The 21,295-nt window shown below is 60.2% G+C and carries 21 protein-coding genes; 7 read left to right on the forward strand and 14 right to left on the reverse strand.

Annotated elements, in window-relative coordinates:
* Positions 1–24 precede the first annotated feature (24 nt).
* Entirely contained in the window at positions 25–1,173 is a 1,149-nt protein-coding gene (locus tag WKI89_RS06670; RefSeq protein ID WP_337868395.1) for a phosphopentomutase, read from the forward strand.
* On the opposite strand, the gene WKI89_RS06675 is transcribed toward WKI89_RS06670, so the two are convergent.
* The 3 genes from WKI89_RS06675 to WKI89_RS06685 are packed head-to-tail and all read right to left on the reverse strand — an operon-like array spanning position 1,170 to position 4,347.
* Positions 1,170–2,561 carry a nicotinate phosphoribosyltransferase gene (locus WKI89_RS06675; protein ID WP_337868396.1) on the reverse strand — a complete coding sequence of 464 codons (1,392 nt, stop codon included), beginning with the start codon at positions 2,559–2,561 and terminating at the stop codon, positions 1,170–1,172. The genes WKI89_RS06670 and WKI89_RS06675 overlap by 4 nt on opposite strands.
* Positions 2,558–3,586 (reverse strand): bifunctional nicotinamide-nucleotide adenylyltransferase/Nudix hydroxylase, encoded by a 1,029-nt coding sequence (locus tag WKI89_RS06680; protein ID WP_337868397.1) that lies wholly within the window; start codon positions 3,584–3,586, stop codon positions 2,558–2,560. Before WKI89_RS06680 ends, WKI89_RS06675 begins: the two co-directional genes overlap by 4 nt.
* A complete protein-coding gene (locus WKI89_RS06685; RefSeq protein ID WP_337868398.1) occupies positions 3,583–4,347 on the reverse strand; it encodes an NUDIX domain-containing protein in 765 nt (254 codons plus the stop codon). Before WKI89_RS06685 ends, WKI89_RS06680 begins: the two co-directional genes overlap by 4 nt.
* Before the next feature lie 298 nt (positions 4,348–4,645).
* On the opposite strand from WKI89_RS06685, the gene WKI89_RS06690 reads away from it, so the two are divergent.
* The 4 genes from WKI89_RS06690 (at position 4,646) to WKI89_RS06705 (ending at position 8,298) form a co-directional block, all read left to right on the forward strand.
* Positions 4,646–6,796 carry a glutamine synthetase III gene (locus WKI89_RS06690; RefSeq protein ID WP_337868399.1) on the forward strand — a complete coding sequence of 717 codons (2,151 nt, stop codon included), beginning with the start codon at positions 4,646–4,648 and terminating at the stop codon, positions 6,794–6,796.
* 163 nt (positions 6,797–6,959) lie between these two features.
* A complete protein-coding gene (locus WKI89_RS06695) occupies positions 6,960–7,475 on the forward strand; it encodes a DinB family protein (RefSeq protein WP_337868400.1) in 516 nt (171 codons plus the stop codon).
* Positions 7,454–7,783: a DUF1905 domain-containing protein gene (locus tag WKI89_RS06700; protein WP_337868401.1), complete on the forward strand. Its 330-nt coding sequence runs from the start codon at positions 7,454–7,456 to the stop codon at positions 7,781–7,783. The genes WKI89_RS06695 and WKI89_RS06700 overlap by 22 nt, the downstream gene beginning before the upstream one ends.
* On the forward strand, positions 7,780–8,298 hold the full coding sequence (locus tag WKI89_RS06705) for a DinB family protein (RefSeq protein ID WP_337868402.1): 519 nt from the start codon (positions 7,780–7,782) through the stop codon (positions 8,296–8,298). Before WKI89_RS06700 ends, WKI89_RS06705 begins: the two co-directional genes overlap by 4 nt.
* Positions 8,299–8,579: 281 nt before the next feature.
* Here the strand turns inward: WKI89_RS06705 and ddrC are convergent, their stop codons facing one another.
* Complete coding sequence (gene ddrC, locus WKI89_RS06710; RefSeq protein WP_337868403.1) at positions 8,580–9,203, reverse strand: DNA damage response protein DdrC; 624 nt, start codon at positions 9,201–9,203, stop codon at positions 8,580–8,582.
* A 236-nt stretch (positions 9,204–9,439) separates the two neighbouring features.
* Positions 9,440–9,892 (reverse strand): hypothetical protein, encoded by a 453-nt coding sequence (locus tag WKI89_RS06715; RefSeq protein WP_337868404.1) that lies wholly within the window; start codon positions 9,890–9,892, stop codon positions 9,440–9,442.
* 623 nt (positions 9,893–10,515) lie between these two features.
* On the opposite strand from WKI89_RS06715, the gene speA reads away from it, so the two are divergent.
* On the forward strand, positions 10,516–12,408 hold the full coding sequence (gene speA, locus WKI89_RS06720) for a biosynthetic arginine decarboxylase (RefSeq protein ID WP_337868405.1): 1,893 nt from the start codon (positions 10,516–10,518) through the stop codon (positions 12,406–12,408).
* On the opposite strand, the gene WKI89_RS06725 is transcribed toward speA, so the two are convergent.
* The 3 genes from WKI89_RS06725 to WKI89_RS06735 all read right to left on the reverse strand — a co-directional run bounded on the left by WKI89_RS06725 (position 12,405) and on the right by WKI89_RS06735 (position 15,673).
* The gene (locus WKI89_RS06725; protein ID WP_337868406.1) at positions 12,405–13,475 is read right to left on the reverse strand and encodes a GTP-binding protein; all 1,071 of its coding nucleotides are present in this window, start codon (positions 13,473–13,475) and stop codon (positions 12,405–12,407) included. The two genes, speA and WKI89_RS06725, sit on opposite strands and share 4 nt — an antisense overlap.
* An 81-nt stretch (positions 13,476–13,556) precedes the next feature.
* Positions 13,557–14,708, reverse strand: a complete 1,152-nt coding sequence (locus WKI89_RS06730) for a hypothetical protein (protein ID WP_337868407.1) — start codon at positions 14,706–14,708, stop codon at positions 13,557–13,559.
* Positions 14,709–14,794: 86 nt separating this feature from the next.
* The gene (locus WKI89_RS06735) at positions 14,795–15,673 is read right to left on the reverse strand and encodes a metal ABC transporter substrate-binding protein (protein WP_337868408.1); all 879 of its coding nucleotides are present in this window, start codon (positions 15,671–15,673) and stop codon (positions 14,795–14,797) included.
* Between the two features lie 83 nt (positions 15,674–15,756).
* Here WKI89_RS06735 and WKI89_RS06740 point away from each other — a divergent pair, with 83 nt between their 5' ends.
* Entirely contained in the window at positions 15,757–16,491 is a 735-nt protein-coding gene (locus WKI89_RS06740; protein WP_337868409.1) for an FAD-dependent oxidoreductase, read from the forward strand.
* On the opposite strand, the gene mutY is transcribed toward WKI89_RS06740, so the two are convergent.
* The 6 genes from mutY to WKI89_RS06770 form a co-directional block, all read right to left on the reverse strand.
* Positions 16,463–17,476: an A/G-specific adenine glycosylase gene (mutY, locus tag WKI89_RS06745; protein WP_337868410.1), complete on the reverse strand. Its 1,014-nt coding sequence runs from the start codon at positions 17,474–17,476 to the stop codon at positions 16,463–16,465. The genes WKI89_RS06740 and mutY overlap by 29 nt on opposite strands.
* A gap of 55 nt (positions 17,477–17,531) precedes the next feature.
* A complete protein-coding gene (locus WKI89_RS06750; RefSeq protein WP_337868411.1) occupies positions 17,532–17,933 on the reverse strand; it encodes a CoA-binding protein in 402 nt (133 codons plus the stop codon).
* A 2-nt stretch (positions 17,934–17,935) separates the two neighbouring features.
* Positions 17,936–18,502, reverse strand: coding sequence for an ankyrin repeat domain-containing protein (locus WKI89_RS06755; RefSeq protein WP_337868412.1), 567 nt, complete (start codon positions 18,500–18,502; stop codon positions 17,936–17,938).
* 35 nt (positions 18,503–18,537) lie between these two features.
* Positions 18,538–19,452 (reverse strand): metallophosphoesterase, encoded by a 915-nt coding sequence (locus WKI89_RS06760; RefSeq protein ID WP_337868413.1) that lies wholly within the window; start codon positions 19,450–19,452, stop codon positions 18,538–18,540.
* Between the two features lie 2 nt (positions 19,453–19,454).
* The gene (locus tag WKI89_RS06765; protein WP_337868414.1) at positions 19,455–19,673 is read right to left on the reverse strand and encodes a hypothetical protein; all 219 of its coding nucleotides are present in this window, start codon (positions 19,671–19,673) and stop codon (positions 19,455–19,457) included.
* A 120-nt stretch (positions 19,674–19,793) separates the two neighbouring features.
* A complete protein-coding gene (locus WKI89_RS06770) occupies positions 19,794–21,164 on the reverse strand; it encodes an Ig family protein (protein ID WP_337868415.1) in 1,371 nt (456 codons plus the stop codon).
* Positions 21,165–21,295: the final 131 nt, after the last annotated feature.

The following is a 21,295-nucleotide window of genomic DNA, read 5'->3' on the forward strand; positions in this document are numbered from 1 at the left end:
CCTGCGCTCCGGTATGCTTTGGGCATGAAGATTACCACCATCGTGCTGGATTCGGTGGGCCTGGGCTACCTACCCGATGCCGCGCAGTTTGGCGATGAAGGGGCTGATACCCTCGACCACACCGTGCTCAAAACCGGGATAGAACTGCCCCACCTGGCCGCGCTGGGGCTGGGCCACGTGCCGGGGGTGCACACCCTGCCCAAGGTGGCCACCCCACAGGGGGCCTTTGGTCGGATGCTGGAGGTTAACCCCGGCAAAGATACCTCTACCGGCCACTGGGAGTTTGTGGGGATTCAACTCGAGCACCCTTTTCAGGTTTTTCCACAGGGTTTTCCACAGGATTTTCTGGCCGAGTACTGCCGGCGCATTGGCGTGGAAGGGTATCTGCTCAACCAACCCTACTCGGGCACCGAGGCCATCCGCGACTATGGCGACGAGCACCTGCGCACCGGCTTTCCCATCGTGTACACCTCGGCCGACTCGGTCTTTCAGGTGGCGGCCCACATCGGCAAGGTTCCCCTCGAGACCCTCTACGAGTGGTGCAGGGTTGCGCGGGAGATGCTGGTGGGGCCGCTGGCCTGTGCCCGGGTGATCGCCCGCCCCTTCAAGGGCGAGCCCGGCCAGTACTACCGGCGTGAAGACCTGCGCAAAGACTTTGCCCTCGAGCCCCCCCACAACGTGCTGGACGAGATAAAAGCTGCGGGGCTGGAGGTGGTGGGGGTGGGCAAAATCCCCGATATCTACGCCCACCGGGGCTTTACCCGCGAGGTTAAGTCGGGCAGCAACCTCGAGGGGCTCGAGCGCACCCTGGAGCTTATGCGCCAGGGTTTTTCTGGCCTGGTCTTCACCAACCTGGTGGACTTCGATGCCAAGTACGGCCATCGGCGGAACCCGGGGGGCTATGCCCAGGCGCTCGTAGAATTCGATGCCCGGCTACCCGAGCTGCTGGCCGCCCTCGGCCCGGACGACTATCTCTTTATCGTCTCCGACCACGGCAACGACCCCACCTACCGCGGCACCGACCATACCCGCGAGTACGGGATGCTGCTGGTAGCAGGGCCGGGGATGGCCGGGCGGGATCTGGGCACCCGCGCCACCTTTGCCGATCTAGCCGCGAGCTGGGCCCAGGCTTTCGATCTGAGCTGGGCGGGGCCTGGAACCGGTATGTTCTAAGCGTTGTTGCGCACCTCTTCCCAGGTGTAGCGCCGCGTAATCACCCCGTTCTCAAATACGGTTTGCAGGATGCTCTGGGGGTGCGGCTGGGCGGCGTCTAGCGGCAGTTCCACCGTGCGGATGCCGCGCTCGTCCTGGATGACATCCAGGCGGCCCTTCTTGGAGAGTTTGCCGGGGTCGTCCACCGGGCTCTTACCCACCCCGTAGGTCTCGCCGTCTACCGTGACCAGGTGCAGCTTCTGGGCGAACTTCTGGGTGTCGCGGTGGGGGTGCTGCAAGAGGGCCCCGCCCATGCCGAAGGCCACGTTGGAGGCGCTGTAGCCCCACTGCTCCAGCAAAAACAACACCTTGCGGATGGTGTCGGCGTTCACCCCATCGCCCTGGATGACCCGCACCCCGTTCAGCACCTTGTAGCCCTTGCGGTTGAGGATGGTCCCGAACTTGGCCTCGAGGGTCTGCACGGTGCGCAGCACCACGAAGGGCGGGTCGCCCGAGTCGGGCCGGATGACCACGGTGGCCCCCGACTGCTGGATGAGCCCGCGCAATTCCTCGCCGATAATCTGGCCCACGGCGTGCTCGCGGTTGTACGAATCAATCACCATGGCCAGCAGGGCCCCCGGTTTGGCAAAGGCCTCGAGCATCTGGCGGTAAGCCTGGGCCTCGCCTGCGCGGCCAAAGCTGGTCACGGTGCTGTGCTCCATGGCCGGGATGCTGTAGCCGGCCATCTCGGCCCCGTAGTAGTTACGGGCGTAGACCAGGGCGCTGACGGTGTCGGTGCCCATAAAGTTTACCAGGTGGGCCATCCCGCCCAGTCCGGCGCTCTCGAGGCTGCTCACCCCCCGCGCGCCAAAGTCGTGCGGCTTGAAGGGCAGCTCGGCCTCGGGGTCGTCGGCGGTTTTCTCCAGGTACTCCTTGATGGTGTTACGGATGCCCCAGGAAACTGTGCAGACCGTGGTGGGGTACCAGACCGCCCGCAACAGCGCGGTCTCGAGCCAGCCCGGCAGCCAGGGTACCTTGGGATCGGTGCTCTCAATGATGACCAAGGGGTTGTGTACGGGAACCACCCTGCCCTCGGGCACGGCCCGGATGCGCACCGGCAGCCGCCCCCCTAAATCCTGGGCGATGTAGCGCCAGCCCTCGTAGGGGAAGGGCAGGCCGTGGGCCTGGAAGACCGCCTGGGCTTCCTCCACGTCGGCCAGGCTGACCCCTTTGCTCAGGTACTCGATTAAGAAGGCCTGCAGGCCAAAGAAGCGCACGAAGTTGGAGTCGCCCCCGCGGCTTTCGATGTACCAACTGGCATAGGTCATGCCCTGGGGGAACTGGGCATAGTGGCTGGCTTTGTAGCTGTCGGTATTGAGGATGAGGTTGTGGGGGTTGAGGGGTTTCACTTAGGCTCCTTTCCTTGGGACAGCGCGGGTTGGTGCGGTGCGCGCCCCAAAAACCAACAAATCTGCTGGTAGTGATCCTCAAAGAAGCGGGCCTGGTGGGGCTCGAGGCCGGCCAGGGGCAGCCAGAAAGCCCTTGCGGCGTCGTCCTGCCCCTGCACCAAAGGGGGTGGGGTCTGGCCTAAGTCAAAGAAGTGGCCCAGGCTGATCACCCTTCCGCGCAGGCTGCGGCCCGGATAGTCGAAGGCCTGGGTGGCCTTGAGGTGCTGGGCCTGTAGTTCCAGGCCAGTCTCCTCGCGCAGCTCACGCAGGGCCGATGCCAGCAGGGTCTCCTTGGGTTCCACGTAGCCCCCCGGCAGGGCCCAGGCCCCTTTGCTAAGCGATCCCTTGCGTTCGACCAGCAGCACCTGTTGCTGGGCCAGCACCATGGCATCGGTGGCGACGTGCAGGATGGGGTAGGGGTAGCGTCGCTCGAGCGTGCGGTAGTGCCGAATAGTTTTCCACTCGCCTTGCAGGCGTCTGAACTCGAGGGTGGTGGCAAACTCTTCCATATGCTGCCGCACCGCCTGCGGAACCATGGCCTTCCAATCGGTGCTCCCGCCAAAGTAGCTGTTGCGCACATCGGTGGCGTTGAGCCGGCTCACCACGCCGCTGGGCTCAAAGGGCCAGTCGCCAAAGCCGTGCAGGTAGTAGCTGCTCTCGTCCTTGTCGTAGCCGGTGATAGCAATGCGGGCGTTGGGGCCGGCGAAGGCCTCCACCGCCACCCGCACACTGCGGAACCAGCGGGGGTCGTCGTAGTAGTCGTCGGCGATGGCTACAAATTGCAAGCGGGTCGCATCCGTACCCAGGCTGGCCCGGATCATGGCCTCGCGCACCTCGGCGCTGAAGGGATTTTTGGGGGTGGGGTAGCAGTAGGCGCTGCCCAGCACCACGATCAGCCGGTCGAAGCGTTCCAGGGTGCGGGAGATGGTCTCGAGGTGGGCTAAGTGCGGCGGCTGGAAGCGCCCGATGAAGACAGCGGTTTTCACGGCACCCTCCGGAAGCGATAGAGTTCAGCAGGGCGGAAGTCGCGGCCTTGCTCGTGCTCGCCGGTGGCCTCGAGCATCCCCGAGGCCAGCATCTTGCGGCGAAAAGAGTCCTTGTTCAGTTTTTTTTGCAAGATGGTTTCATGGACTTCTTGTAACTGACGCAGGGTGAAGCGCCTGGGTAGCAGTTCAAAGCCGATGGAGGTATACCCCAGTTTGCCTCGGATGCGCTGGATCGCAACGGCTAGAATCTCGGCATGGTCAAAAGCCAGCGAATACTTTTTGTGCTTGCCATCATAAATTTCCACAGTAGCCGCTCCTTCTGGAATGCGTAACTTAAACAGTGCGGTTTCTTCGTTGATTTCTCGAACATGACTGGCTTCTACCAGCGCGTAATAGGCTACGCTGATGACACGCATACGGGGGTCACGCTGAGGGTTGCCAAAAGTGTAGAGCTGCTCGAGGTAGATGGGGTGGTGGTCGGGTTCTTCCCGGCTGGTATCTCCCACGACCCCTTCCAACCCGGCCTTTTGCCGCAGTACCCGCGCGGCGGCTTCGTCCAGCGATTCGTGCATCTGGACAAAACCGCCGGGCAGGCTCCAGTAGTTGAGGAAAGGGTGCTCCTTGCGCTTGACCAGGAGGGCTTCTAGATGCCCTTCCCGTAGGGTTAGGATAACCACATCCACCGTCACCGAGGGCCGATCGAACCTCGAGGCATCGTAGCGATCCAGGTATTGTTCTTCTTCGTTGCTGCGCTTGGTCATTCCGAACCCCCATTTGGCGGAAAACCTATCTTATATGCAATTAGCATATATGTAAATCAAAGATAAGTCAAGGGATTGTAATCAAATCACTTGAGCTGGAACTTGATCTGCAAAATGTACATAAATTTTGTGACATTCAGCTATAATAGTTAGAAATAAAGTATTGATTTTTGCCAATTTATGCTAATGTGTTCTGGTGTGCGGTTGGCCGTAAGGATGTTGGCTCTGGGGCAGTTAGATGTAGTAAGCAGATAAGCTGCACCAGCAAACGATCCGGCACCGCCCCAACGGAGGCAATGTGAACCACGACTTTGATGTAGTTTCGGCGGCCCGCAACTGGCGGTTCAAGGATGTGCGCAAGGTTTCCAGCGATATTGCCGGGGAGGTCTTCGCCAGCGATGTGTTGGATATGGACGAGCTGCGGGAGTTGGTTTCCAAGCCAGTCTGGAAATCCCTCCAGGCCACCATGGAAAAAGGTACTCCGCTCGATTCAAGCATTGCCGACACGGTAGCGCTGGCTATGAAAAAGTGGGCGCTGGAGAAAGGCGCGACCCACTATACCCACTGGTTTCATCCCCTCACCGGCTACACTGCCGAGAAACACGACAGCTTCTACACCCCGGTCTCGGATGGTAAAGCCATCGCCTCATTTACCGGCAAGGAGTTAATTCAGGCTGAACCTGATGCCTCTTCGTTCCCATCGGGCGGCCTGCGGGCCACCTTCGAGGCCCGTGGCTATACGGCTTGGGATCCCACCTCTCCAGCTTTCATCATGCGCCACTCCAACGGCGCGACCCTGTGTATCCCCACCGCTTTTGCCAGTTGGACCGGGGAAGCCCTCGACCTCAAAACCCCCTTGTTACGCTCCATCGAGGCCCTTAACAAGAGTGCCCAGCGTGCCCTCAAGCACTTTGGGGTGGAGGCCAGCAAGGTTTCCTCTACCCTGGGAGCTGAACAGGAGTATTTCCTGATTGACGAGGAGTTCTATTACCGCCGCCCCGACCTGGTGATGACCGGGCGTACCCTGTTTGGGGCCAAGCCACCGCGTGGCCAGGAGTTGGAAGATCATTACTTCGGCTCCATCCCCGACCGGGTACTCTCCTTCATGACCGATGTGGAAAACCAGCTCTACGCCCTGGGCATCCCGGTCAAGACCCGCCACAACGAGGTGGCCCCCGGCCAGTACGAAATTGCCCCTATCTTCGAGCCCTCCAACATCGCCGCCGACCACCAGCAGCTGATCATGCAGGTGCTCAAGAACACCGCCCGGCGCTACGGTATGGTGGCTTTGCTCCACGAGAAGCCCTTTGCTGGTATCAACGGCTCGGGCAAGCACTGCAACTGGAGCATGGGCACCGACACCGGCATTAACCTTCTGGAGCCCGGCGACACCCCACACGACAACCTGCAGTTCCTGTTTTTCTGTGCGGCGGTGATCAAGGCGGTGGATATGCACCAAGACCTGCTGCGCATTAGCGTGGCCTCGGCTTCCAACGACCACCGCCTGGGCGCCAACGAAGCGCCCCCGGCCATCCTCTCGATCTTCCTGGGTGACCAGCTCACCGATATCTTCGACCGGCTGTCCAACGGTAAGGGAGGTTCGGGCAAGAAGGCTGGTACCCTCGAGCTCGGCACCCCTGTGCTGCCCCCGCTGCCCAAACATGCCGGCGACCGCAACCGCACTTCACCCTTCGCCTTCACCGGCAACAAGTTCGAGTTCCGTGCGGTGGGCTCCTCGCAGAGCATCTCCTTCCCCATCACGGTGCTCAACACCATCGTGGCCGACGCCATTGATGCCCTGATGGACTCGGTGGAAGCCAAGATGAAGAAAAAGATGGGCTTCGAGCAGGCCGCTCTGGAGACCATCAAGGAAACCTATGCCAAGCACAAGCGCATCGTCTTCAACGGCGACGGCTACTCGGCGGCCTGGCACAAGGAAGCGGCCAAGCGTGGGCTGTTGAACCTGCGTACCGCCATTGATGCCATCGAACACTTCACCGACGAGAAAAACACCAAGCTCTTTGGTCGCCTGGGGGTGCTCAACGAACGCGAGATTCATGCCCGCCAGGAGATCATGTACGACATCTACTTCAAGCAGGTCAACATCGAGGGCGAGACCACCGAGTGGATTGCCCAGACCCAGATTCTGCCCGGTGCTTTAAGCTACCTGGCCGAACTCTCGGAGATCGAGGTTAAGTCTCGAGCGGCGGAGCGCTCCATCAAGCAGGTCGTGGAAGCTACCGATGCGCTATCGGATGCCCTGGAGAAGCTCAAAGCCCAAAACGCCGAACTGGGTGGCGATGAGGTACACGAGAAAGCCCACCACATGCGCGACAATGTACTGCCCGCCATGGCCGAGGTTCGCAAGGCAGCCGATATGCTCGAGCGCATCCTGGCCGATGCCTACTGGCCCTTGCCCAGCTATCGGGAGATGCTGTTCGTCAAGTAAGAACCTGCCGCTTTTACCTCAAAACACCCCCGACGTCGGGGGTGTTTTGGTGTTCCCAACCTGCGCTCCATCCAGCGCACGACCGAACCATGGCCCATTCCGAGGGACAAGGCCAATACGCTATAATCATATTTGCAAATCGTGTTATGCGGGAGGTATATGTATGTACGATTCGGTTTTGGGGGCTCTGCTGGACTCCTTTCAACGCAACAACACCATCTTGCTCAATCTGCTGCGGGCTTTGCCGGAGGGGGGGATGGACGCTAGGGCGATAGAGGGCAGTCAGTCGGTGGGGGTGCAGTTCTCGCACGTCCAGAACACCCGGCTGTTTTGGCTCGAGCAGGTTGCACCGGAGTTTTGGGAGGGCCAGACCCAGCTTTTTAGCAAGGACGGCGACAATTGGATCGCTGAGCGTGACCCCCAGCGCATCGAGGAAGCGCTCAGGGCCAGCGCCCAGGCGGTGTGTGATGCGGTGAAGGGTCGGCTCGAGACCGGCCAACCGATGAAGGGCGAGCACGCCAGCTACGACCATCCTGTTTTATTCCTACAGCACATGCTTTGGCACGAGGGCTACCACTTCGGGCAGATCAAGCTGGCGCTCAAGGCAGCGGGCCATGTGTGGAGCGACGAGCAAGAAGAAAAAGTAGTTTGGAGTCTATGGCGAACGGAGGTCTGGTAGCAGTGGGCCTCGAGTTCAGTGGCGAAATCTGGGAATGGCGCGGCCCCGCGCCGTTCTACTTCGTGACCGTTCCCGACGAGCAGAGCCAGGCCATTAAGAGCGCTGAGCGGTTTTTGACCTACGGCTGGGGCATGATTCCGGTAAAAGTCCGCATCGGCCAGACCGAGTGGAAGACCTCGCTGTGGCCCAAGAACGGCCTGTACGTCGTCCCCCTCAAGGATGCGGTTCGCCAAGCTGAAGGCCTCAAGGCGGGCCAGATGGTTGAGGTGTGGCTCGAGGTCAGTCCGGACGAGAAGAGGAAGCGATGAACATACCCGATATGTACAGCTACTTGGTTCGCGCCCGGCGAGAGCTGTGGGGAGCGCTCGAGGTTCTGCCAGATGAAGCATTGTCGCGCCCACTCCTAAACGGCGAGCGCTTTCACTGCATCAAAGACCTGTTGTTTCATATCGCTGCTGTAGAAGACTCTTGGCTGCACGAGGATATTTTGCGGGATGAGCCAGTATTTGTTGGCAACGCTTTACTCAATCACACCAATGGTGGCCCCGAGTACGCGGGCTTTGCGCTCGAGACGCTTTTGGAGTATTGGCGGGCCGTGGAGCAGAGCACCTTGGCCTATATCGCCAAACTAACCGATGAAGAACTTAACTGGTTGATGAGTCCGCACGACGATCCCGGAAAGCGCTACACCGTGAAGGGTCTGCTCTGGCATGTGATGGTTCACGAAATGCGCCATACCGCGCAGATTGCGGTGCTGCTGCGTACCCAAGGCATCAAGCCGCCCGCCCTCGATCTGCTGTGGTTTCTGCCCAAGCTGCAATGATACGCATTTCGGTAGTATCGCTCACTTTGACAAGCCTAAACGATACTACCGAAATGCTTTTCTACTCCCTTCGGTTGGCTTGAATCCTTCACCTCTGACTGCGTCCTACGGTGAAGGATTCAAGCGGAAACGGTATGATCTGGGCGATGGGCTGTCACCAACTGCCCGGCGCTAGGCACCGGGCTTGTCGGGGCGTTCAAGCTGTTCCCACAGCCGTTGCTCGATCTCGGTGGTCTGCTGGTGCAACTTGAGGATTTGCGCGTTGCCCTTGGCGCGTTGCCCTAGGCCCGGTGCTGCTCGATGGCTTTGCTGGTGGCGGTCTCGAGGTAGCTCAGGCGCAACAGCTCGGTGGCGGTCATGCCATCGCGGGTATGGCGGGCCTTGCGGGTGCGTCGGAAATCGGCGGAGTTCATCTTGAGCACGCTTTGGTTGGAGAGCGAGCTGACCTGCTGGTAGATGTTGCCTTCGCCGCCGTGCTTGGCGACCGTTGACATGAAACGCTTGCGTGACTCCACGCTCTCGAGCCGGGCCGAGAGCCAGCGCCGGTGCGCAGCCGAAGGGCTGCGCTCGGCAATTTCGGCGGCCAAGCCGATGTCGCCCTCCAGATAGCGGCGTAGGATTTCACGGGCCTTGCCGCGCCAGCGACGGGCCTCCAGCGTATCGAGGCCAAAGGCCAGCGTGGTGTAGTCAGCGTAGCTGAGCGTGGCTTCGCGTACCTCGGCAAAGCTGTGCAGGCTGGGGCGCAGTCCGTGTTCGCGGGCCAGGGCCTCGAGTTGCTCGGGGGTTCCGCTCAGACCCAGCGAGCGCAGGGCCTCGAGGGCGTGGATGCGTCCATCGGGTGTGGTGCGTACGTTGCTTCGGCCGAGTTTGACATTCGATGGGGGTTTGGGGTGGGCTGCCTTCACCCTCCCAGTATAGCACAGATTATGTTTTTAGCATAATCAAAATCCAGGCCGACTGGCCGGCAGGGCAGCGCTCGTCAATCTGAGCATTTTTGTTGTTCTAGAAATAGATAAACCTATCCTAAACACAGTCCAAAACAGCCTTGTAACAAAACACACCCAAAACCACGAGGTGGATTAGATTATGTAAAAAACAGAAATAATACCAAAGAATTTGGGGCTCGAATCACCGCTCTTCCTCATGAATGAACCGACTGTTTAAGAAAATCTATAAGCGTCTGCAACTCCGAAAGCTTGGCGTTGTAGGTCAGGTGGGTAGGGTTGCGACCCTCCCAACCGGCAAAGCCCTGAGGCAAGGTGGGCAGATCGGTGGGATAGGCCTGTACCTCGAGTTCGAGTTTGTCCGAGAAGATTCGATACGAAACGGCGGCTTTGGGTAGGTATTTAAGGTCGGTGCTGGCCAGGTAGTTTTGCAGCACCAAAAAGTGGGCGAAAAACTGCCCGATATGGTCGCGGGGACGAAACCCCAATCCATTGCATTCGAGGCGAAAACCAAAATGCCCTACCACATCAGCCTTGATCTGTAGGGCGCGGGGGTTTTCCAGCGCCACCCATTCCCCCTGACCGCTGACCAGAAGCTGCACCTCCAGAGGAGGCCTGGGCTTGTACGGCTGATAGCCTTCTTGAGACATGATTTTCACCCCTTGCTTCCATCATATCGCGCCTCCCGCTATTTTCGCTGCTGCTGCCAGTTGCAAAAAATAAGCTCTGTACAGTATTTTTCGCCCAGGGAATGGTCATCTCAGAACTTGCAGCGATACAAAACCGTGCAAAAGACGCAACATCAGGCATAAAAACCCTGTCATACCGGTTCCGCTTGAACCCTTCACCTTTGGGTGTAATCAAGGTGAGGGGTTCAAGCCGACCGAAGGGAGTAGGAATGCGTATCATTCCAAGGCGTAGTTGGCCGAGGAATCTACTAGGGTGCGGTCTAAGGAAATCACCCGTGTCCGTGCTGTATCAGATTGACAGATGTTCAGTGATTGGAGTTTGAGGATTCCTGCAGGGGATTCTTAGGTGCAAGTTTTGAGTCATCAAAACCCCGCTGGTTCGAAGGAAGGGCGCAGGGGGACGAAAGGAGCGAGGGATGGTTGCCCTCTTCTCTGCACCATTTCCTATGGCATCTCGGGGCAATTTGCCCTACCGGGGCATTTTGCCCTACACTCTTTTCTGGACAGCGCACGGCGGGGGCCGCAGGCACCTAGACCGTAGCCTGTGCGCCCCAGTTGGGCGCTGGAGGAGACCCGGATTCAAATTGGAGAAGCTCAAACGTTACACTGCCAAAGATGCCGAAGAAACCTACCTCGTCCCCCATTGGGCGGCGGGGTTTTTTCGGGTGGGCGAGGATGGCGAGCTCGAGGTCACACCCGAGGGCAACGATGGCCCCAGTGCTTCGCTCTACGAGATTGTGCAGGACTTGCGGGACGAGGGTCGCCCTCTGCCGGTCATGCTGCGCTTTCCCCAGATCCTTGAGGCCCGGGTGGAGGCACTCAACGAAGCCTTCAAGCGGGCCATTAAGAAGTATCACTTCGACGGGGAATACCGGGGCCTCTATCCGGTTAAGGTCAATCAGCGACGCATGGTGGTCGAGACCGTAGCCAGAGCTGGAAAGCCCTACGCCTATGGCCTCGAGGCCGGTTCCAAAGCCGAGCTGGCTCTAATTCTGGCCCAGGATCTGCACCCCGAGTCCATCATCGCCTGCAATGGCTTCAAGGACGACGACTTCATCCGCCTGGCCCTGATGGGTAAAAAACTGGGCAAAAACGTCATTATCACCTTAGAGAAATTCGCCGAGCTGGGGCGGGTGATCCGCATCGCCCAAGAATTGGGGGTCGAACCGCAAATCGGCATCCGCTACAAACTCAAAACCAAGGGCTCCGGCCAGTGGGAGGAATCGGGCGGTGAGGCGGCCAAGTTTGGTTTTACCACCCCCGAAATCATTCGTGCAGTGGACCTACTGGCCGAAGCCGGGATGCTGGGCACCATCGCCATGCTGCACTCGCACATCGGCAGCCAGGTGACCGACATCCGCCGCATCAAGCAGGCCGTGCGCGAGATCGCCCAGACTTACGTGCAACTGCGCAAGCTGGGAGCCCCGGTGCGCTACCTCAACCTAGGGGGTGGGCTGGCGGTAGACTACGACGGCTCCAAGACCGCCTTCTACGCCTCGGCCAACTACTCGCTAAATGAATATGCCGAAGATTTGGTCTACGTGACCAAAGAAGTCTGCGATGGGCACGGCGAACCCCACCCCTACCTCGTCACCGAGTCCGGCCGGGCCATCACCGCCTACCACAGCGTGCTGGTGCTGGAAGTGGTAGACACCATCCGCCCCCCTGGCGAAGAAAAAGTCGAGCAACCTAAAGACGCCCATCCGGTGGTCAAGGATATGTTCGATTTAGCCAAGAGCATTTCGGCCAAAAACTACCGTGAGGTCTACCACGATGCCTTTGCCAACAAGGACACCATCCAGAACCTCTACGACCTGGGCCTGATCTCGCTGCGCGACCGGGCTGCCGCCGAGGCCTTGTTCTACCAGATTGCCCGCAAGACCCTCAAGCTGGCCCTCGAGCTCGACTACCCCGCCGATGAGCTCGAGGATCTGCAAAAGATGCTGGCCGATAAGCTGGTCTGCAACTTCAGCCTGTTCCAGAGCCTGCCCGACTCCTGGGCCATCAAGCAGATGTTCCCCGTCGTACCGCTCTCGCGCCTGAACGAACGCCCTACCCGCGAGGCCACCCTGGTGGACATCACCTGCGACTCCGATGGCAAGTTTGACCGCTTCATTGACACCCACGATGTGCGCAACACCCTTCCCGTCCACGAAATCCGCGAAGGCGAGTACTACTACCTGGGGGTCTTCCTGACCGGGGCCTACCAGGATGTGCTGGGCATGAGCCACAACCTCTTTGGCCGCATTGGCGAGGCCCATGTGGTGGTAGACGAAGACGGTTACGACATCGAGCGCTTCATCCTGGGCGAAAAAGCCCGGCGGGTGATCGAGAAAATGGGCTATGAAGACGACGAGCTGGCCGAAGCAGTGGAGAAGCTGGTGCGCTCGTCCAAAAAACTCACCCCGGCCGAGAAGGGCGCTTTTATGGAGCAGTACGCGCGGGAGCTGGTGGGGTACACCTACCTGGAAGACTAGACGTTCCAGATGCACTCGTTAAGGCGGCCCTCGAGCGCCCTTTGATGTTTGAGGAGGCCCCGACCGATGAAGACGATCTCGGTGGGCTCTTGGTTGAGGGCCTCGAGCATCTGGTGGTAGCGGGCCTGTTCCTCGGGCGGCAGGGCCTCGAGCTCGTGCTGCCGCAGCAGCTCTATGCGGGGCTCGAGCACGATCTGCCTTCCGGCTTGCGAAAGCGTGGCCGGCACATGGTTACTGAACTTGACCCAGCCCTTGGCGCGCACGATATTCTTGGGCCAGTTGTGTAAGAACTGCTCGAAAGCCTGGGCATCGAAGCCCACCTCACTGCGGTAGACGAAGCTCTCGAAGCCGTACTCCTCGACCTCCGAACTGGGCCTGTTCCACTCAATCTCCCAGTCGGGGTGGGCCAGGCCCAGTTCGTAGTTGTAGAGGCCGGTGTGCATGAGCTTTTCAGGCTCAATCTGGCCTCGCACTGTGCGGTAGATCTGCGCATATGGGTTTAGCTCGTGGATGAAACCCTCGAGCTGGTTCAGGGTGGCCTCATCCACCCGGTCAGCCTTGTTAAGCAGCACAATAGAGGTGAACTCGAGCTGATCGGCCAGCAGGGGTGCCAGGGGTTGCTCCACCGGGTTGCCTTCCTCGTCTTCGACCGTATCTTTGCGATTCCAGTCGTCCCAGAAAGCCTCGGCGTCTACCACAGTGATGATGGCGTCGAGGCGCACCCGACCCGGCAGGTCTTCCATATGGAAGCTCTGGGCGATGGGCAGGGGTTCGCCGATGCCGGTGGACTCGATCAGGATGTAATCGAGCTCCATCTCCGAGAGTTCGCGCAGCTCTAGGAGCAGGTCTTCCCGCAGGGTGCAGCAGATGCAGCCGTTGGACATCTCGATCATGCGCTCGGTGGTGTGGCGCACCAGTCTGGCGTCTACGTTGACCTCGCCGAACTCGTTCACCACCACCGCTATTTTTTTGCCATGACTGCTTGAGAGCAGATGGTTGATCAGAGTGGTTTTGCCAGCGCCCAGGAAACCCACCAGGACGCCAACCGGAATCGGACTGGTTCTCACTGTTCATCTCCTCGAAGTTTTGAGCAACAGAACCTAAATGCGGGGCAGTTCAGCCCCGCAGGTGGTAAAGCACGTTTGACCTCAGTGCCGTACCCCATCCACCCATAGCCAGGCCACGCTGCCCGGAGCCCCGCCCACGTTAAAGCGACGCTTGACGACCATCTCGGCCAGCTCGACCTCGAGCACCTCTCCCTTGTCGGGCAGGGTTACAAAGGCTTTGCCGTCGCCTAGGGCCAGGCCGGGGCGCACCGCGCCCTCGCCGCTGGCGGTGATGGGTGCGGAGATTTTTAGGCTCGCGGTTACCTTGCCTGTGGGGGCCTCGAGGGTGTGCAGGCTGCCGTCGGCGGTGAGCACCACCAGCACCCCGTTCTTATCGAAGCCGAAGCGCACTGGGTTGGCGGGCAGGGGATAAACGCTGAGCTGGTTGTCTACACGCACCAGACCTTGCCCAAAATTGCCGATAAAGAAGGGGTACTTGGCGTGGCTAACCAGGGTGCCGACCCGCGCATTTTGCAGGGCTCCGGCAGGGTTGGGCAGTTTGCGGCTAACGAAACCATTGCCCTGGCGCTCCAGCAGCAAGACCCCGTCGCTGCAACCGAAGGCGATTCGGTTGCCCAGCGCAGCCTCGCCGTGCAGGCGTGGGCAACCGCTAAACGTAGTAATCTTCTGCCCGCCCTGGCTGAACACCTCCACCACCCCCCGGTTGAGGCTACCGGCCAGCACCACGTTCCCCATCGCCAGCGGCGCGCCGTGGTCAGGGGCTCCGGTGGCGACCTCGCGCATGCGCAGGCCCAGCCCCAGGCTCTTTTCGTCCAGTACAGCGACCGTGCCATCGCCATCGTTATAAATGGTGACTATTCCATCGTGGCTGCTGAAATGGGTGGGCTTGGGGCCGGTGGTGAAAGTCTGGAGGATGTAGGGAGCCTCCACTACCAGGTCTTTGTGATCACCGTGGTCTTCTTGCCTCAATCCACCGTATACCACGCTCACCCGGTTCTGCTCGCGGTGTACCGCAAAAGCGTATATCCCGTTGCCAGCGCCGTAGACATTGGCCGGGCCGGGGGCCGAGAAAGAACCCACCAGCTCGCCGGTCTCGAGGTCAATCACCCGCAGCAGCCCTGCTTTGCCGTCGGCCACTACCAGCCTCCCGGGATGCTTTGCGTCATCCGGCCCCGCCCACACGGGTAGGCCTAGCAAGAAGCCTGCTACCATCCAGTTTGCCCATCGCTTCATCATTCACCTCCGAGATAATATTGATATATCATTATCAAAAACTTTGCAAGATTCAGGCCCCACGTAAGGCTTGTTCCCTCTCAGCCCTAGCGGAAGGCCTGACACAGGGTCTGTCCATTGTGCTGAATGAGCGCTAGGTAGCTGGCCACCTGGGGGGTGAGTGTGTCGGAATACAGCGTGAAAATGCGGGCGTTGGTGGCCTCGGCCAGGGCCCGGGTCTCGGTCTGGGCAAACTGCGGCTCGGTGAAGATTACCTGCACCCCACGTTCGCGCATGGCGATGGCCAGGTTGGCAAGGGCGCGTGGGCCCTGCTGCTGGCCTGAGAAGCTGGCTATGGAGCCTACAAACTCGATGCCGTAGTGCCGCCCGGCATAGCGGTAGGCGTCGTGCTGTACCACCGCTTTGCGGTTGGCCGGTGGGGTGCGAGCCAGGCAGGCCCTCACCTTGGCATCGGCGGCCTGTACTCGAGCCCGGAAGTCGGCCAGCCGGGCTTCGTACAGGCCACGGCCTGCCGGATCGAGGCGGGCTAGTGCCTCGCGAATACGCTCGGCGTAGGCCAGGCCGTAGCTAGGGTCAAGCCAGAGGTGGGGGTCGCAGGGGCCGTGCAGATGGGCCCCGGGGGCCTCGCGGTCGGCCTGGGTGTAGCAGATGGGGTTGGGCAGCCCTTCCGCCAGCCGAACCACCTGTGCGTTGCGGGGAAGCTGGGCAACGATGCGATCCAGGAAGACCTCGAGGTTCATCCCGTTGGCGAAGAGCAGCCTCGAGCCAGTGATGGCCTGCACCGTGGAGGGCCGCGGCTCGAAGCTGTGGGGGTCGGCCCCCATCGGTACCACCGTGACCACCCGCACCCTCGAGCCCCCCACCTCACGCACCAGGTCGGCTATCACGGTGGTGGTTGCCGCTACTTGAAGCGGCTGGCCCAAAGCTAGGCCGATGAAAACAACCACTACAAACCACCGCTGCATATTAAGTATTTGATAACGTATTATCAATAATGTCAAGCAAGCTCCCCCGAGCCACTGTCTTACGCCTGCAAGGGAGGCCGCGTATGATGGGGCGCGTGGATTACGACGCACTGATTGTGGGCGCAGGCTTCGCCGGCTCCGAGGCGGCCTATGCCCTGGCCCAGAAAGGGGTTCGGGTGGGCCTGGTCAGCACCAGCCTGGACTCGGTCTACCTGCCCTTTACCCCCATCCAGAGCCCCTTTCCCCAGGGCTCGCTGCTGGCCGAGGTGGGTGAGGCCGGTTTGAAAGGCTGGGAGCTGCACCGCCGGGCCAAGTACGGGCTGGAAAACCACCCCCAGATTCACCTTCTGCAGCTCTCGGTTACACGCCTGATGCTCGAGGGCCCCACCGTGGTGGGCATCGAGAGCTGGGAGGGGCCGCGAAAAACCGCCCACAAGGTGGTGCTGGCGGTCGGGAGTTTTCTGAATCCTCGGCTATCCATAGGCCAAGTGACCGAGGAAGCCGGACGCCTCTCGGAGGTGGCCTACCCCGATCTGTACCAGCACCTGGTGCAGCTTGGTTTTGCCTTCACCTCCCAACAGGCCGAGGTGGCCGAGCAAGACACCACACCGGGTTACCGTGTCGAGTACAAGGTTTTTGCTGATGGAGAGTGGGACTCGGCCACTTTCCGGTTACACCGGTTGGAAGGGCTGTATGGACTGGGTTTGTGCGTACTGGGGCAGGGAACCTATGCCCAGATGGCCCAGGAGGGGTTGCGCCTAGCGGAAGCTTTGGGCCAACCGCATAGCCCTACCAAAGAGGCGTCTGGTGGGCCTTGACCAGCTCGAGTATTTTGCGATCCAGCCGCGATAAAGGGCGGTGCTCGGGGTTTTCGCTGGCCTCCCAGTGGGCTTTATAGACCCGGATGTAGAGCTTGCGGTGGGTGAAGTCGTGGCGTACGGTGCCCACCGCCTCGGCAGAATCCAGCCCAAAGCGGGCCAGCAAGCGCTCCAAAGCCCCTTGGCCCTCCTCCATCGGGAGGCCCCACAGCCCACCCAAAACGCGGCCCTGGCGCAGTTCTAGGTGGATTCCATCTGGCCCCTGCAAAACCAGCGCTACCACCTCGAGGCTTTTCTGCTTGCGCACTTTGGCGGCAGGATAGCGCTCGGGATGGCTTTTCCCCTGACAAAATGGAGCCACCGGACAGCTCCCGCAGCTTGGATTTTGCGGCGTGCAAATCGTAGCGCCCAGCTCCATCAGGGCCTGGTTCCAGTCGCCGGGCAGGGAGCCATCGGGTGTGTTCACATCCCCGCCCCAGTACACCAGCTCGGCCATTAGGGTATCGGCAGCGTCCTGCACTTGCTTTGGGGTCGGATTTTCCCAGGCATAAAAGCGCGCCAATACCCGCCGCACGTTGCCATCCACTGCCGCTACGGGCTCGCCAAAAGCAATGGAAGCCACGGCTGCAGCAGTGTAGGGGCCGATGCCGGGCAAGGCCCGCAACTCACCGGACGATTTGGGGAGGTGCTTGCTCTGAGCGACCACCCTTTGGGCCAGCTTGTGCAGGTTGCGGGCCCTGGCATAGTAACCGCAACCCTGCCAGGCTTTGAGCACGGCTTCCTGGTCGGCCCTAGCCAGGTCTTTGAGGGTTGGGAATTGCTGTAGAAAACGCTGGTAATAGGGAATGGCCTGCTCGACCCGGGTCTGCTGCAGCAACACCTCCGACAAGAGAATCTTGTAGGGGTCTGGCTCCCCCCGCCACGGCAGTTTGCGCTTGTGGAGTTGATACCAGGTAAGCAGGGTGCTGTGTAGATCGCTGGGCATGGGCGGAAAAAGTCGAGCACCAGGGGTTAGAGGTCCGATGATTATGAAGGGTGCTCTAGCCTACGAGTTGCCGATGAACCACCATCAAGCACCGATTCTGCACCACCTGAATCCCGGCCTGCCGAAGGGTTTCGGCAAAGCTGTCATTCAGAATGCCCGATTGCAGCCAGACCAGTTTGGGCCGGGCGGCCAGAATCTCTTCCAGATGGTCGGGCAGGGCCTCGCTGCGGCGAAACACATCCACAATATCTATGGGCTCCCCTAGATCGGTCAGTTTACGGACTACGGTCTGGCCCCAGAGCTCTTGTCCGGCATAGACCGGATTCACCGGAAACAACCGGTAGCCCTTACGCCCTAGGTAGTCGGGTACATAGAAAGCGGCTTTATTGGGGTTGGGGTGGGCTCCCAGCACCGCTATGGTGCGGGCTGAGACCAGAAAGTCGTGCAGGTTTCCCATAGCTAGGCTCCATATTGACGCAACAGGTCAGCAAGGGTGGTGTGCCCCCCTTCGGTAGCGAGTTGTAGGAGGGTCTTGCCCTGGAAGTTCTGCCAGCTCAGGTCGGGGTTGGCGTTTTCCAGCAGCCAGCGCACTGCATCGGCATGGCCCCGCCCCACTGCCAGCCCCAGTGCCATGCTGCTTCCCTGGTCTGCGCCACGGGCAAACACCAATTCCAGCATCTCCACCCGGCCCGAGAGGGCCGCATGGGGCAGCAACGGAATCCCGTGGGCACTTTTGTGCTGGGCCAGCGCAGGCTCGCGCTGTAGCATCTCCCGAACGGTTTCCACTTGCCCCAGCATGGCCGCCGTCGAAATTTCCAATGGTGCGCCTCTAGATAACAGAAATTCCACGATGGCCCGGCTACCCACATGGGCCGCCGCCTGAATGGCCGTCTCGGTATCGCCAGGCTGCCATTCGTGCGCCATGTTCAGCAGCTCGGGGGTTTCGCCCAGCATGGCCTGCACTTTTGCTAGGTCGCCATGCCCGGCCATCACAAACTCGCGGATGCGTTCAGGGGAAAGGCTCACATTACCAGCTTATCGCAGCCTTCACCACCGGGGTATCAGACAAAGCGTTCCGGGTAGGCAGCCTGATACAGCCGCCAGGACTCCCAGTCACGGGGAAGGTTCTGGCCCTCCGACCATTTCCAGAAGTTCATCAACATCGAGCGGGCGGTGCGGGTCTCGTGGTAGAAAATATCGGCCCCGAGGCCCCCCTCTTCCATCAGGCCTGAATCGTAATAGGCCTGCAGGGCAGCCTGTAGGTTGTAGGAAATCTGGCGGAAATCCACCTGAACGTGGTTTTCCCCAATTTCGACCACCACATATTGGGCTCGCACGTCCCCGTTGAAAGGGGCGCCCACCGCCCCGCTGTTGAGTACCAACGCTTCACCCAGTTGGTACATAAAGGGCCGATGGGTATGCGAACCCACCAAAAGCCGCGCTGGGTAGTCTTCGCTGATTTCGCTCAGGGTGCTCAGGGTCTGGTGTTCGTCGTAACCCTCGCGGTAGTGGCGGGGCGAACCATGCGTGGCCCGTACCAGAACCCTTTCGCCCATCCCCTCAGCCTTGTCCAGCCCAAAGATCCGTTGGGGGGTTTCCTCGAGGGCAACCTGAAAGGGTAGATTGCTGAGCCAGTCCAGGTGGGCCTGGGGGAGCTGGGCCACCGACCAGGCAGTGGGTTCGAACAAAGGATCGTTGTAGAGTTCGGCCAGCGAGGGGTCGTGCTGGGCCCACTTGACCACTAGATCGTCGTGGTTGCCCAGGGTGAACCAGAATCCCTGGGGGGCGAGGGTATGACCCTGTTTGGAAATAGACAGGTTTAGAAGGCACTCCAACACTTCGCGGTTGGAAGGCCCCCGGTTTACGATGTCGCCATTGACGATGACCAGATGGGCCCCCACCTGCCTTAAGTCGGCCAAGACGGCCTCGAGCGCCGGAAGATTGCCGTGGATATCCGAGATAACCGCAACGCGCATAGCTAGTTGGCCGGTGCGAAAGGGTTACGTTGAAGGGTAATGATGCCGGTTACCAAAGCGATGATGGCCAATACACTCACCACACTAAGAGCCTGCAACAACAGCCAGAAAAAGTCCCGTAGACCCCATAGCGGGGAGGTTTTGGGGGTTTGACGCAACACCAAAAAGCCCGCCAGGGTAACCACCCACAGAAATGCCAAGACAATCAGCGCTCTGCCCACGGTTTATTTAGGATAGCAGCGAAACCCAATTCCAAATAGAAGAGGGCTGACCTTCGTCACGCTCCCAACGGAAAGCTTGTTAGGGAGGGTGTGGAAATACTTGAGCAGTGGCTTTGGAATTTACTTGCCTTCCGAGTTATCGGGGTTTTCCTCTTCGGGGTTGGCATCGCTCGAGCCAGAACCAGACGTACTGCTTCCGGGCGGGGTTCCACCGGGCGGTGGGGGGGTACGCGGCTGGTTGGTGGGCGGGGTTGCTTGTCCCGTACTTACACTGGCCCAGGCATAAGAGGAGCGCAGCAAATCCAGGTCTTTTTGATCCACCACTCCATCACCGTTGAGATCACCCTCCAGCTTTTGGGCTGCTGGGGATGGCGCTGGAGCAGGCTGGCCTGGAGGCTGTGCTGCTGGGGTGCCGGCGGGTTGTGCGGGTTCAGGTTGAGGGGGCTGCGCTGGTCCAGGCTGGGGGGGCTGTGCTTGTCCAGGTTGGGGGGGCTGCGCTGGTGGGCTAGGAGGTGTTTGTTCGGTGGACGGTGTAGGTGGTTCTGCGGGAGAATCTTCTTGGGTTGTGTCCGCTTTCTGGTTTTCGGTGGGTGCGGTAGGGCTCCCCTGATCTCCAGCCTGGCCTTGGGGCGGGTTGTTCGCAGGGGCTTGGGGGGCAGTGGGAGCGGTTGTGCTGGGGGTTGCTGGGGTTAGGCGGCGGCCCCAGTTGCGGGCGATGGCCTCGAGGTCGCTGAACTTGTACCGGCCCTCGCTGGCCGTCCGCTCGATGGCCTGGGCGTTGCCGGCCAGCTTACCGTTTTTGTCGTAAAAGGCCACCTTGGTCTCGCGGAAACTCACCTCAGGCCGTACTTTTTTGTCGGGTAGAGGGGTTGCGGTAAAGCGGAAGGCTTCTAGGTCTTTGCGCGGGCCGGTGAAGGCCGCATCAATATCCACCAGGCCCTTTTCCTCGTTGTAGCGAAGCACATAGAGTACGCTGGCATCGGCCTTGAAGCTGTCCAGGGTGGTTTTCAGGTCTTTGAGCGGGATCTGAACCTGAAAACCCCTGGCCTCGCGGTCGCGTACCCGGAACAAATAGGGGAAGGGGTCGGAGACCTCGGCCAGCGGGAAGACCTGATCCAGGCGGGGCGGTGGGGTCTCACCGATGGTTAGGGTGATTTTCTGGGTACGGTTGGAGAGGTTGGCGTCCTCCACACTGATGATCAGCTCGAACGTACCGCGCTCCTGGGGGGTGCCGCTGATACGCCCGCTGTTGTAGCTCAGCCCTTTGGGCAGGTTGCCCTCGAGGCTAAACTTATAGGGTCGAATCCCCCCGTCCGCCGTGAGGGTGGTGTTGTAAGGTTCGTCCACATAACCCGTGTCGAATCGAAGGATCAGGCGCAAGGGCTGGCGGTTTTGGTCGTTTTGGTTGTCTGAACCACAAGATACAAGCAGGATGCTAAAGGCGAGTAGCAAACCCGGCAATACAATTCTCCATCCTGGTAGCTTGCGCATGGTATCAGTTTAGGCTCCAACATGAACCTTCGTTGTGAAAATACCCCGGATGTTAATCATGACAGGTAAATTATGGGTGCCTTCGTGCAATTTTTTTCGATGGACGAGGGGGTTTAGGGTTAAGGGCTCGA

The organism is Meiothermus sp. (assembly GCF_037443965.1).
Lineage (GTDB): Bacteria > Deinococcota > Deinococci > Deinococcales > Thermaceae > Meiothermus.